This window comes from Cobetia sp. (assembly GCF_983723665.1).
The window spans coordinates 1-12,237 of record NZ_CFDJES010000091.1 but is presented as its reverse complement, the minus strand read 5'-3'; the positions used below and the strand labels follow the sequence as shown (position 1 = coordinate 12,237).

General features: G+C 65.6%; 9 protein-coding genes and 3 tRNA genes. 1 reads left to right on the top strand and 11 read right to left on the bottom strand.

Translation table 11 applies throughout. The features are described from left to right. Positions 1 to 208 precede the first annotated feature (208 nt). Entirely contained in the window at positions 209 to 1,300 is a 1,092-nt protein-coding gene (locus tag AC4FAH_RS10105; RefSeq protein WP_043336373.1) for an AI-2E family transporter, read from the bottom strand. Then, complete coding sequence (locus tag AC4FAH_RS10100; protein WP_043336423.1) at positions 1,297 to 1,563, bottom strand: sulfurtransferase TusA family protein; 267 nt, start codon at positions 1,561 to 1,563, stop codon at positions 1,297 to 1,299. Before AC4FAH_RS10100 ends, AC4FAH_RS10105 begins: the two co-directional genes overlap by 4 nt. Positions 1,564 to 1,818: 255 nt before the next feature. On the opposite strand from AC4FAH_RS10100, the gene AC4FAH_RS10095 reads away from it, so the two are divergent. Then, positions 1,819 to 3,321: a M48 family metalloprotease gene (locus AC4FAH_RS10095; RefSeq protein ID WP_153636544.1), complete on the top strand. Its 1,503-nt coding sequence runs from the start codon at positions 1,819 to 1,821 to the stop codon at positions 3,319 to 3,321. A gap of 110 nt (positions 3,322 to 3,431) precedes the next feature. Here AC4FAH_RS10095 and nadA read toward each other — a convergent pair whose 3' ends face one another. The 9 genes from nadA to radD all read right to left on the bottom strand — a co-directional run bounded on the left by nadA (position 3,432) and on the right by radD (position 11,934). Further along, on the bottom strand, positions 3,432 to 4,490 hold the full coding sequence (gene nadA / locus AC4FAH_RS10090; RefSeq protein WP_490245973.1) for a quinolinate synthase NadA: 1,059 nt from the start codon (positions 4,488 to 4,490) through the stop codon (positions 3,432 to 3,434). Between the two features lie 317 nt (positions 4,491 to 4,807). Beyond that, positions 4,808 to 4,882: transfer RNA gene (locus AC4FAH_RS10085), tRNA-Lys, on the bottom strand. Between the two features lie 16 nt (positions 4,883 to 4,898). After that, positions 4,899 to 4,973 (bottom strand) — tRNA-Lys (locus tag AC4FAH_RS10080). 36 nt (positions 4,974 to 5,009) lie between these two features. Further along, positions 5,010 to 5,084 (bottom strand) — tRNA-Lys (locus AC4FAH_RS10075). A 268-nt stretch (positions 5,085 to 5,352) separates the two neighbouring features. Beyond that, on the bottom strand, positions 5,353 to 6,213 hold the full coding sequence (gene rluB / locus AC4FAH_RS10070) for a 23S rRNA pseudouridine(2605) synthase RluB (RefSeq protein ID WP_043336411.1): 861 nt from the start codon (positions 6,211 to 6,213) through the stop codon (positions 5,353 to 5,355). A 332-nt stretch (positions 6,214 to 6,545) separates the two neighbouring features. Beyond that, positions 6,546 to 7,637 carry an SMC-Scp complex subunit ScpB gene (gene scpB, locus AC4FAH_RS10065; protein WP_490245972.1) on the bottom strand — a complete coding sequence of 364 codons (1,092 nt, stop codon included), beginning with the start codon at positions 7,635 to 7,637 and terminating at the stop codon, positions 6,546 to 6,548. Next, the gene (locus tag AC4FAH_RS10060) at positions 7,634 to 8,671 is read right to left on the bottom strand and encodes a segregation and condensation protein A (protein ID WP_084589624.1); all 1,038 of its coding nucleotides are present in this window, start codon (positions 8,669 to 8,671) and stop codon (positions 7,634 to 7,636) included. Before AC4FAH_RS10060 ends, scpB begins: the two co-directional genes overlap by 4 nt. Positions 8,672 to 8,797: 126 nt before the next feature. Next, a complete protein-coding gene (locus AC4FAH_RS10055) occupies positions 8,798 to 10,012 on the bottom strand; it encodes a nucleotidyl transferase family protein (protein ID WP_043336371.1) in 1,215 nt (404 codons plus the stop codon). A 131-nt stretch (positions 10,013 to 10,143) separates the two neighbouring features. Beyond that, entirely contained in the window at positions 10,144 to 11,934 is a 1,791-nt protein-coding gene (gene radD / locus AC4FAH_RS10050; protein ID WP_490245971.1) for a DNA repair helicase RadD, read from the bottom strand. Between the last annotated feature and the right edge of the window lie 303 nt (positions 11,935 to 12,237).

Below are 12,237 nucleotides of genomic sequence, written 5' to 3'. Positions count from 1 at the left end.
TCAAGGGCCATGTCGAGGAAGTGCTGGAAGCCGCCCGCGAGCTCAACGCTGACCGCTAGTCTCGAATGGCAGCAGCTCGAGTGGCAGCAGCTCGAGTGGCAGCAGCCCGCGTGACAGCAGCTCGTGGAGAAACAGCTGAGCAGAGTGCGCCTGTGCGCCAGCCGCCTCAGCCATGAAAAAGCCCCGCCGATTGGCGGGGCTTTTTCGATCAGGCGCTCTTGTCCGCGACCCGATTCTCCTCGGCGCGCGCCCGGCGCGGCCAGGCATAGAGCAGCGACTTCATCAGGGTCGCCAGCGGGATGGCGAAGAACACGCCCCAGAAGCCCCAGATGCCGCCGAAGAACAGCACCGCGAGGATGATCGCCACCGGATGCAGATTGACCGCCTCCGAGAACAGCAGCGGCACCAGCACGTTGCCATCCAGCGCCTGGATGATGCCGTAGGCGATCATCACGTACATGAAGGTGTCGCCCAGCCCGTAATGGAAACCGGCGACGGCGGCGACCGGCAAGGTCGCCCCTGCCGCGCCGATGTAGGGAATCAGCACCGAGAAGCCGACCACGATCGCCAGCAGCGCCGAATACGGCAGCCCGAAGGCGACGAAGGTGACGTAGCTGACGCCGCCGACGATGACGATCTCGATCACCTTGCCGCGCACGAAGTTGGCGATCTGGTCATCCATCTCGTTCCAGACCCGGCTCATCAGCAGGCGCTTGCGCGGCAGCAGCGCCAGCGTGAAGTCCACCAGCCGCTCGCGGTCCTTGAGCATGAAGAACACCAGGATCGGTACCAGCACCAGGTAGATCACCACGCCCATCAGGTTGCCCAGCGACGCCAGCGACAGCGATACCGCGCGCTGCCCGAACTGGGTCAGCTCACGTCCGGCGGCGCCGACCCACTGCTGGACCTGCTCCGGCGTGATCAGGCCGGGGAAGCGCTCCTGCAACTCGCCCAGCCAGCGCTGCCCGGAGGCGAACATGCCGGGAATCTCCTGGATCAGATTGGCCAGCTGATGCCAGACCAGCGGCAGCAGGATCAGCGCACTGGCCAGCATGATGCCCATGAACACCAGCGTCATCAGGCTGACCGCCGCCAGGCGCGGCAGGCCGCGACGCTCCATCCAGCTCACGCCGCTCTGCAGCAGGAAGGCGACGATCAGGGCGGTGAAGAATGGCGCCAGCATGCTGCCGAGCAGAATGACGGCGGCGAACACCAGCACCAGCACCAGAAACAGCACCACCGCTTCTTCGTCGGAGAAATAGCGCTCGATCCAGCCACGCAACAACGTCTTCATGGTCATGACGGATCTTCCTCGCACAGCGCCTTGATCACGAAGCGATAATCGCCCTCTGGCGTCTCTTCACGCGAGACCAGCGCGTGATCGCTCAGCGCCAGATAGGCAGGGATGTCGCCCCAGGCGCCTGCGTCGCTGGCGAGGACCTCGAGTTGCTCGCCGGCACTCATGCCAGCCAGTTTGAGCTTGGTGCGCAGCAGCGGCAACGGACAGTGCAGGCCGCGCGCATCCAGCGTCTGCAGGTGGGTATCGGCCGTGGAGTCAGCCATCGGATTCGCAGTCTCAGCGCCAGGTCGTTCGAATGCCATCTGCCCTTCCGTTCTCGTTATGATGTTCTGCCGCACGCCATGGAGGGTGCAGCTTGAAAACGCCCCGATTTAAGGGCACCTTGCCTGACAAAGCAACTTTCCGCCCTGCGCGGCTGCGTCTTGCCCGGACTCGCGCAGGGCCGTCAACGCCAGTGCGGCGCCCGGCAATCCTGCGAGCCGACCGCACCTTGCGCCATATCGAAGAGGATTGCCTGCATGTCGTTGCTGCCCCCCTTGAGCGGACGCGTCCGCATCGGACGCCGCGGGCTTGCCACCCTGTCGAGCGCCCTGCTCGGCCTGTTGCTGATGGGCGCGCCGGTCGCCAGTGCGCCGGCCGCATCCCACAACGACTATGGACTGCCGGACCTGGGGAGTGCGAGTGGCGGCATCTCCAGCAACGATGAATATCGTATCGGTCGCGCCTGGCTGCGTCAGTTCCGCGCCCATGTGCGTGAATGGGATGATCCCATCACTCTGGACTGGATCGGTAGCATCGTGCGTCAACTGGCGCCGTGGAGCGAGCTGGATGAGCGCAATTTCATCATCACGCTGGTCGCCAGCAGCCAGCTGAACGCCTTCGCCGTGCCCGGCGGCGTGGTCGGCGTCAATACGGGGCTGTTCGCCTTCGCGCCGGACCGCGACGCCTTCGCCTCGGTACTCGCCCACGAACTGGGCCACCTCTCCCAGCATCACTTCGCGCGCAACATGGAGCGCCAGGCCGAGACACGCCTGCCGACGCTGGCCGGCTTCCTCGCCGGCATGGTGATCGCGGCGGGCGGAGGCGGTTCAGCGGGCATCGCGACCATGGCCGGCACCCAGGCCGCTGCCATTTCCGATCAGCTGGCCTATTCGCGCCGCTTCGAGCAGGAGGCCGACCGCGTCGGCATCGATGCGCTGTCACGCGCCGGCTTCGACCCCGAAGCCATGCCGCGCATGTTCCGCGCCATGCAACGCATGGCCAGCCTGCAGGGCGGCAATGCACCGGAATTTCTGCTCACGCACCCGGTGACCGAGGCGCGTATCGGCGACACCCAGGCGCGTGCCGACGCCATGCAGAAGGTGACTCCCGACCCGCTCGCGCAGCTCGCCTACGCGATGATCCGCGCCCGCGCCCTGCTGGCGCTCAACCTGCGCCAGCCCGAGCAGGGACTGACGACACTGCGCGAAGACAACCCCGACCCCGACGCGATTGCCTACTATCAGGCGCTGGCCGCGGCGGAGCACAACCAGGTCGACAAGGCACTGGCCGCGCTGGACCGCCTGCATGACAAGCATCCTGACCTGACCCTGATCAGCGCCAGTGCGGTCGAGGTCGCGCGGGATGCCCGGCGTTATGAGGAAGCGACACGGCGCGCCAGACGCCTGCTGCGCCTGCAACCCGACTACCTGCCGACCCGACTGGCCATGGCGGAAGTCGCGCTGCAACAGGACCCCGCCGCCGCGCGCCAGCAGCTGGAGGACATGCGCCGCGATCATCCCGATGACCCCAAGGTCTGGAGCCTGGCCTCCGAAGCCAGTGGGCGCAGCGGCCACACCGCCGAGGCCTTCCTGTATCGCGCCGAATTCGACCAGCTGGAGGGCCGCATGGACAAGGCCTTCGCTCAGCTCAAGCTGGCCGACGAGGCCGCGCGCAAGAACGGCGACTTCAGCATGGCCAACCGTATCAGTTCACGCCGGGAAGACTTCAAGCGCTATCGCAACGCCATTGAGGAGTTCTGAGGCACGCTCCCTCTCGCAGCACCAGGCAAACAAAAACCGCCGCCCCGGGGAATCGGGAGCGGCGGTTCTGGTTCATGCAGGCAGCAATCGGTGGCGATCAGCGTCAGCGCTCAGCCGCGATTGAATTCCAGCATCCGCGTCAACGGCTTCAGGGCGCGCTCACGCAGGTCATCATCGACGAAGACTTCCTCGGCATTGGCTTCCGATGGATCGCGACGCAGCACGGCGGCCAGATTCTCCAGGCCGTTCATCGCCATCCACGGGCAGTGCGCACAGCTCTTGCAGGTCGCGCCATTGCCGGCGGTCGGCGCCTCGTACAGCTGCTTGTGTGGCGCGGCCTGCTGCATCTTGAAGAAGATGCCACGATCGGTCGCGACGATCAGCTGCTGATTCTCGAGCTCGACGGCGGCCTTGATCAGCTGCGAGGTGGAACCGACCACATCGGCCAGCTCGACCACCGACTGCGGTGATTCCGGGTGCACCAGCACCGCGGCGTCCGGGTAGACCTTGAGCAGGTCACTGATGCCCTGGGCGCGGAACTCGTCGTGGACGATACAGGCGCCGTCCCACAGCAGCATGTCGGCACCGGTCTGCTTCTGCACGTAGGCGCCCAGATGCTTGTCCGGCGCCCAGATCAGCTTCTCGCCCCGGGCATGCAGGTGCTCGATGACATCGACGGCGATCGAGGAGGTCACCACCCAGTCGGCGCGCGCCTTCACGGCCGCCGAGGTATTGGCGTACACCACCACGGTGCGGTCGGGATGAGCATCACAGAAGGCCGCGAACTCGTCTTCCGGGCAGCCGAGGTCCAGCGAGCAGGTCGCCTCCAGCGTCGGCATCAGCACGCGCTTCTCCGGCGACAGGATCTTGGAGGTCTCGCCCATGAAGCGCACGCCGGCGACGATCAGTGTCGAGGCCTCATGGCGGGCGCCGAAGCGTGCCATCTCGAGCGAGTCGGCGACGCAGCCGCCGGTTTCCTCGGCCAGCTGCTGGATGGCGTCGTCACAGTAGTAATGCGCGACCAGTGCGGCATCACGCTCGATGAGCAGCTGCTTGATCTCGTCGATCAGCGCGGCATCCTCGGCGGCGGGGCGCGTCGGGCAGTAAGCGCGGGCCAGATGCTCGCGCACCTGCTCACGGACGGCATTGTGGGCCTCACGACCCGGCATGGCATTAGTCAGGCTGTTCATGTGTCTCTCACCTAGCCCACAGGGGCTCCCCCTGTGCTGAGTGGGTCAGGACTCGGCCCGGACACGAACGGCCCGTGGCGGCCCTGCCAGCGCTGCAGCTGGGCTCCCCAGACTGCGGCGTGTGCCTTGGGCGTCTATCGCCCGCAGCGTCGTCCGCACTGGGCGGACATGAGCCTTGGCTCGCCCACAAGGATACGCCTGGCGCGATCGCGGCTCCAGTCGACTTGGGGGCAACGGACTCTTTCCTTTCGCGTAACAAAAATTGCCCCGCGCCAATGAAGGCACGGGGCAAGATCTGGTGGGTCGTGAGGGATTCGAACCTTCGACCAATTGGTTAAAAGCCAACTGCTCTACCACTGAGCTAACGACCCAAAACTGGGTGGCGGATGGTGGGTCGTGAGGGATTCGAACCTTCGACCAATTGGTTAAAAGCCAACTGCTCTACCACTGAGCTAACGACCCGCCGCCGGGTGCTTTGCAAGAGACCATTCCAGAGAATGGTGGGTCGTGAGGGATTCGAACCTTCGACCAATTGGTTAAAAGCCAACTGCTCTACCACTGAGCTAACGACCCTTGCGAAGCGGGACGTAAGATACCGCCGATCCCGTTTCGACGCAAGCCTTTTGCAAAAAAACTTCAAGTAAATGACCAGCTTGTCCGCTGGCACCTCGCGAAACGCCCGCGCCAGAGCCCGGTCCAGCCCCTGTGCCAGATACACGCAAGCCCGCGATGGGCGCGGGCTTGCGGGTTACCACTTAGGTCGCACGAGCTTGTGGCATGTCCACGAGCTTATGCCATATCAGTGCATGACGGCGCATCGCCGCCCTCACCGACTGCGCCATCAGCGCGGCTTGCGCGTACGCTGCGGCGGCTTCTTCATGGCGCGCACCGGACGACGCTTCTGCTTGTCGCGGCTCCAGCGGTTCTGCTCGTCCGGCGTCAGGGCCGGCGCCTTGCGATGCTCGAGACCTGCCAGCGTGGACAGTTCATCGATCTCGCTCTGCTCCATCTCCACCCACTCACCGGCGCGAGCGCGCTTGTCGAGGAAGATATTGCCGTAGCGCACGCGCTTCAGACGGCTGACGGTCAGGCCCTGGGAGTCCCACAGACGGCGAACCTCACGGTTGCGGCCTTCCATGATCACGACGTGGAACCAGCTGTTGATGCCTTCGCCACCGAATTCCTGCACATCGGTGAAACGTGCCGGGCCATCTTCGAGCATCACGCCATTGACCATGTTGACGACGTGCTCGCGCTTGACCTCACCCATGACACGCACGGCGTACTCACGCTCGATCTGGGTCGACGGGTGCATCAGGCGGTTGGCCAGCTCACCATCGGTGGTGAACAGCAACAGACCGCTGGTGTTGATGTCGAGACGACCGATCGCGATCCAGCGCTCGCCCTTCAGGCGCGGCAGACGCTCGAAGACGGTGCGGCGGCCTTCCGGGTCCTTGCGCGTGCACAGCTCGCCTTCCGGCTTGTTGTACATGATGACGCGACGCGCCGTCTCTTCGGCGCCCTTCAGGCTTTGCGGGCGATCATCGAGGCTGACCTGGTCACGCGGGCCGACGCGATCACCCAGCTGGGCGACCTTGCCGTTGACCTTGACGCGACCGGCGCTGATGGCGACTTCCATCTCACGGCGGGAGCCGAGACCGGAGCGCGCCAGCACCTTCTGCAGTTTCTCGTCCTCGACCAGCTTGTCGCCCTTGGCCTGCGGCGGCAGCGGACGCAGTTCCGGCGCGTCGGCGGCGGCCGGCTTCTTGCCGACATTGGCCTTGCTGCCGCGCGTGGACTTGCCGGTATCACGGGTCGGGCGGGCCTGCTCGCCACGCTTGTCGGCAGAATCTGCCGCGCTCTTGTCCGCGACATTCTTGTCCGCGAAGGCCTTGCCGGTCACGGCCTTGCCACCGGCGTGCTTGCCGCCAGCCTGCTTGTTGCCTGCCTGGCTGCTGCCGGGGCGAGAGGTCTTGCGCTTATCAGAGTCTGTCTTGCTCATGACATGAACCATTTCATCTATAGGAGTTTCGCCTACGCAGGGTCGTCATCATCGACGGTCCCGGCAGCGGAGGAGTCGTGCGGCTGCGCATCGGCAGCGTCGTCATCCTCGTCTGCACCGCGCAAACGTTGGCTGAGGCGCGCTTCGAGTGTGGCGAAGTCGAACCCCGAGCCGGTGGACGCCATCCCGGCGTGGTCATTTTCCGCCTGTGAGGCGGAGGGTGCTGCTGTGTTCGGTGTGTCAGCCGAGGCGCCGGAGGTGTCGAGTGCGCGCATCTTCAGCGCCTCTTCCAGCTGCTCGGCGGTGACGTCCGGCGGTTGCCAGTCATCGGGCACCGGGGTGCCGGTGTCGGTCTCAAGACCTGACTCAAGCCCTGCCTCAGCGCCTGGTTCAGTCTTTTCCCCAGTCTTTCCCCCAGTCTCTGCGTCAGGTGCTGACTCAGGCGTTGTCTCATGCTCTGGATCAGCCCCCGCATCAGCGCCGTCTGCCGGTGCCTCCTCCGTCTCGCCGTCCGGGTCATCCGGCAATGGCAAGGTCTGAGAGGGCGGCACATCATACAGGTCTGCCTCGAGCTGTTCGAGTCCTTCGAAGCCTTTCAGTTCATGCACCGGCGGCAGCTCTTCCAGCGTCTTGAGGCCGAAGTCATCGAGGAACTGACGCGTGGTGGCGAATACCGCCGGACGCCCCGGCACATCACGGTGGCCGACCACTCTCACCCAGCCGCGCTCGACCAGGGTGCGCATGATCGAGGAGCTGACCGTCACGCCACGCACCTGCTCGATATCGCCGCGGGTCACCGGTTGACGATAGGCCACAAGTGCCAGGGTCTCCAGCAAGGCACGCGAATAGCGTTGCGGGCGCTCCTCCCACAGTCGCGATACCCAGGGGGAATACTGCTGGCGAACGCGCAGCCGCCAGCCACTGGCGGTCTCGATCAGCTCCAGCGCGCTCTTGTCGGCCGGGTGACGCGCTTCCAGCTTGCCCAACGCCTCACGCAGCGCAGGCCTGGTCGGGCTTGAATACTCATCGAACAGACCGGCCAGGCGCTCTAGCGTCAGCGGCTCGCCGGCGGCCAGCAGGGCCGCTTCGATGATCTGGTCCAGCGGGACATCGCGCAAACTCATGACGCCGCGTTCTCCTGCTCGTCGGATGGGGGTAAGGAAGGTGACGTCTGCGCATCATCGGACGCTGCGTCATCATACGCTGCGTCATCGAACGCCCCCTGATCGGCCGCCACCTCGTCTTCGTCGGCGAATTCCAGCGCCAGCCAGTCCTCGTCATCCTCGGGGTCCGGTTCCGGCGTGCGGGCGCGCACGTGAATCGGTGACAGCGGCGCATTCTGGACGATCTCGATCATCGACTCCTTGGCCAGCTCCAGAATCGCCATGAAGCTGACCACCACCCCGGCACGCCCTTCCTCGAGCGTGAACAGCTTCTCGAAGGGCGTGAAGTGCTCATGGGTCAACAGGTTCATGATCGCCAGCATGCGCTCGCGGGTCGACATCACCTCACGCGAGATGGTGTGCGCCTGGACGAGGTCCGCCTGACGCAGGAGGCCGGACAACGCGCCGAGCAATTCCGACAGATCGACATCAGGGTGCACCACGCGCGTCTCGAGCTCGGGCAGGTCTGCCGTGGCCACGAACCAGTCGCGGCCCTGACGCGGCATCTCATCCAGCCCTTCGGCGGCCAGCTTGGTCTGCTCGTATTCCTGCAGGCGGCGGATCAGCTCGGCGCGGGGGTCCTCTTCCTCGTCGTCATCACTCGCCTTGGGCTGACGCGGCAGCAGGCTGCGCGACTTGATCTCCGCCAGCATCGCGGCCATCAGCAGGTATTCACCGGCCAGATCGATCTGCATGGCGTGCATCAGCTCGACATACTCGATGTACTGATGGGTGATGGCCGCGACATTGATGGCGAGGATATCGAGGTTCTGGCGACGGATGAGGTAGAGCAGCAGATCCAGCGGCCCCTCGAAGGTCTCGAGAAAGACACGCAGCGCCTCCGGCGGGATGTACAGGTCCTGCGGCATCTCGGTGAGCGCGGTGTCGTTGACGCGCGCCAGCACCGTCGACGCCGCCGTCGGGGGCGTGACGAGAGGTGCGGGCTGATGCCCATCGGTGAGGGCAAAACTGGCGCCATCGAGCAGGTCGCTCATGACATCTCCTGCAGGAGGCGGGTAAAGGTGGGTCTGGGGGACGGGCATTCTAGCGGCTCGCGCCCCATCCCCCAAGTCTTTACGCCGCCGGTGATACGCCGGGGCCGCGCTCGACGCCGCCCGCCTCTAGCGATAGGTCAGGCCGATCACGCGCCGCAGCTCATCCAGGGTGTCACGCACGGTGTCGCGGGCCCGCTCGGCGCCTTCAGTCATCATGGTGCGCACCTTGCCATGCTCCCCTTCCAGCGCCTCGGCACGCTCGCGAATCGGCGTCAGCGCCGCGTCGACATGCTCGATCAGACAGCCCTTGCAGTCCAGGCAGCCGATGCTGGCATCACGGCAGCCCTCCTCCGCCCACTGGCGGTCCGAGGCAGGCGTGAAGCTTTCATGCAGTGTCCACAGCGGGCAGCGCTGCGGGTCGCCGGGGTCCTTGCGACGCACGCGCGCAGGGTCGGTGGGCATCTCGCGCACGCAGGCCGCGATATCGTCGCGCCCGCTGCGCAGGAAGATGGCGTCTTCCCGTGCGGCCTTGTGTGTCTTGAGCTCCATGCCCAGCAGCGGCTCGACCTCACCCTGCCAGTGTTCCGGCTCGCCGAGGATGCGCCGCCCGCCGCCTTCCAGATAGCCGAGCAGGCGCTCCTGCTGGTTGCGGTTGAGCTTGCTGGTCTCGGCCAGCAGGCCGCGCGCGCGCTCGAAGGCCTCGAGATCGCCCTCTTCCTGATAGTCGCTCAACCATTCGCGATACAGGCGACCGCTCTTCTTGCCCAGGCGCGCGATGGCGCGTTCAGCCTGCTCCTCGAAGCCGGCATCGCGGCCATAGCGATGATTGAAGCGCCGGGCGACCTCACGGGTGAACTCGATATGCGCACGCTGCTCGGGGCCGGCGGGCACCACCTGCCCCCGCAGCGCCAGAATGTCGGCCGCCTGCATCAGGGGCGCACCGAGCATGGCCAGACTGGCGCCCTGCTGCTCACCGAGCCCGGCGACCATCTCGCGGTAGCTGGGCAGACGCTCCAGCCAGGCCTTGGGCGTGACGCTGGCCAGGATCATGTGCACGTCGGTCAGCTCCGGCACCCACGACTGGATGAACAGGGTAGCGACCTTGGGGTTGACCCCACAGGCGAGACAGTCGATCACCATCGCCCAGCTGTACTGCTCGATCTCGTGAGGCGCGTGACCGCTGACCGCCAACGCGTTCCAGTCGGCGACCAGAAAATAGGCATCGTGATGGTATTGCAGCTCGGTCCAGCGCCGGATCACTGATTGATAGTGTCCGAGTTGCAGATGTCCGGTGGGGCGTAAGCCGGACACCAGCCTGGCCGAGGTATCGGTGGCACTCACCTTGTGAGTTCTCCCTGAGGCGTATGAAGCCGCCAGTCTAGCAACCCGAGGCCCCGATCAGCATCCCCGCGACGTCGTGTCCCTGACAACATGCGCCACGCGACCGGATCACGCAGCGGCCAGCGCGCCGTTCAGCCGGCGGCGATTCCGGTGCGATAGCGCCCGGCATAGTCGAACAGCTTGTCGCGGATCTGCCAGTAACGCCCGCTCTTGCGCCCGATGACGAAGTCCGGCGCCTTGAGACGCTCCTCGCCCGCCAGCACCTCGGCGATGTCCTTCGGTGCCCAGTCACTGCCCGGCGCGCGCAGATGACGCGCGAGGAAGCTCAAGCGGAAGGCGTGACGCTGGGCGGAGGTCTCGAGCGCGAACCACTCGGACAGATCGGTGCCATCCTCGTCGTAATAGGTCACCTTCAAGCGTGGCAGACCGCGCCCGTTGCGCGCCTCCTCCAGCTGCCAGCCGCTGACGCGCAGCACCCGTGCGTCACGCAGCTTGAGTGCATCGCGCAGCTTGTCATCCGGGTCGACCAGCCGTGCCTGACAGGCATGACAATGACGTGCGGCGATGTCATTGGCCTCGCCACACTGCGGGCAGGCCTTGGCGCGATAGCGGAAGTCGCACTGCACCAGCGGCCTGCCCTCACCCTCCGGTGACTCGACCAGCCCCTGACAGCGACGCCCGAAGTGCTCGACCACCAGCTCGCCATCCTTGCGTCCCCAGAACAGATTGGCATTGCCGCACACCGGGCACTCGACCTGCACGATCTCGGTGTCGCCGGCCGGCTTCGGCGTCGCCACCTCCGGCGCGTAGAGATCCCAGGGATTGCCGGCGTAGTCGAGAATCAGACAGTCCGTCTTGCCGGGGCTCAGACGCAGGCCGCGCCCGACGATCTGCTGATAGAGACTGACGGATTCCGTGGGCCGCAGGATGGCGATCAGGTCGACATGCGGCGCATCGAAGCCGGTGGTGAGCACCGCCACATTGACCAGATACTTGAGCTGCTGGGCCTTGAAGGCATGGATCAGCCGCTCGCGTTCCTCGCCGGGTGTCTCGCCGGTGATCAACGCCGCCTCGCCCTCGGGCAGCAGCCCCGTGACTTCCTCGGCATGCTCAACGGTGGAGCAGAACACCATCACCCCGCGCCGCTCGCGTGCCTGGGCGACGATATCCAGCACGATGCCCGGCGTCGCGCGCGAGCCCTGCACCACCTCGTTGAGCTCCGCCTCCTGGAAACCGCCGCCAATGCCCGGCGCCAGCTGCGAGAAGTCATAGCGCGCCACCGCGACGTCGACACGCCGCGGCTCACTCAGAAAGCCTTGCCGCACCATCAGGCGCAGCGGCTGCTCGAAGACGCAATCACGGAAGAAGCAGTCATCATCCCCGCGCACCATGCCGTGATAGTGACGATGGAAGATGAAGCCCTGACCGAGACGATACGGCGTCGCCGTCAGTCCCAGCACCTTGAGGCGCGGATTGTGCTCGCGCAGATGATTGATGACCTTGCGATAGCTGGCGTCCTTCTCCAGCGAGACCCGGTGGCACTCATCGATCACCAGCAGCGTGAAGGGCGCCGCCTGAGCATCAGCCGCCGGCTCAGCCGGCGTGAAGGCATCGAGGTTGCGCACCACTGACTGCACCGAGCCGAACACCACCTGACGCGAGGCCTGCTTGCGCTTGAGGCCGGCACTGAAGATGTCGGCGTCCTTGCCATAGGATTCGTACTTGGCGTGGTTCTGCTCGACCAGCTCGCGCACATGCGCCAGCACCAGCACACGGCCACGCGCGATACGCGCAAGCTCCGCGATCACCAGTGACTTGCCGCTGCCGGTGGGCAGCACGATGACCGCCGCCTCATCACTGCGGCGAAAGTGCTCGACGGTACGCCGCACCGCCTCCTGCTGATACGGACGCAGCTCAAACATGCAGCGCCGTCCAGCAAGACACATGAGTGGGAGCGCTGCCGGCAGGCAGGCCCAGGGACGTGAGGGCTGACAAGGGCGTGAGGGCTGACAGGAACATTGACATCAAGGGGCCGCCGAATCGCAAGAAGGGACAATGTCCCCATTATCCGCATCAGCGACTGCAGCGGCAAAGTGGGTGTGGATAACCTGAGCCCGCCAACCTTGGCCCGTAAGTCTTGACCCGTCAGGATCAGAAGCGTGGCGCGCGGCCCTCGAGCTTGGCCTTGATGCACTCGGTCTGCTCCGCGCGCCCCAGCAGCGAGG

What these genes read in the sequence shown, in the direction of transcription:
- AC4FAH_RS10095 (WP_153636544.1), top strand. Translation starts at nt 1,819, where the DNA reads ATGTCGTTGCTGCCCCCCTTGAGCGGACGCGTCCGCATCGGACGCCGC.
- nadA (WP_490245973.1), bottom strand. Translation starts at nt 4,490, where the DNA reads ATGCCGGGTCGTGAGGCCCACAATGCCGTCCGTGAGCAGGTGCGCGAG.
- scpB (WP_490245972.1), bottom strand. Translation starts at nt 7,637, where the DNA reads ATGAGTTTGCGCGATGTCCCGCTGGACCAGATCATCGAAGCGGCCCTG.
- AC4FAH_RS10105 (WP_043336373.1), bottom strand. Translation starts at nt 1,300, where the DNA reads ATGACCATGAAGACGTTGTTGCGTGGCTGGATCGAGCGCTATTTCTCC.
- AC4FAH_RS10060 (WP_084589624.1), bottom strand. Translation starts at nt 8,671, where the DNA reads ATGAGCGACCTGCTCGATGGCGCCAGTTTTGCCCTCACCGATGGGCAT.
- radD (WP_490245971.1), bottom strand. Translation starts at nt 11,934, where the DNA reads ATGTTTGAGCTGCGTCCGTATCAGCAGGAGGCGGTGCGGCGTACCGTC.
- AC4FAH_RS10100 (WP_043336423.1), bottom strand. Translation starts at nt 1,563, where the DNA reads ATGGCTGACTCCACGGCCGATACCCACCTGCAGACGCTGGATGCGCGC.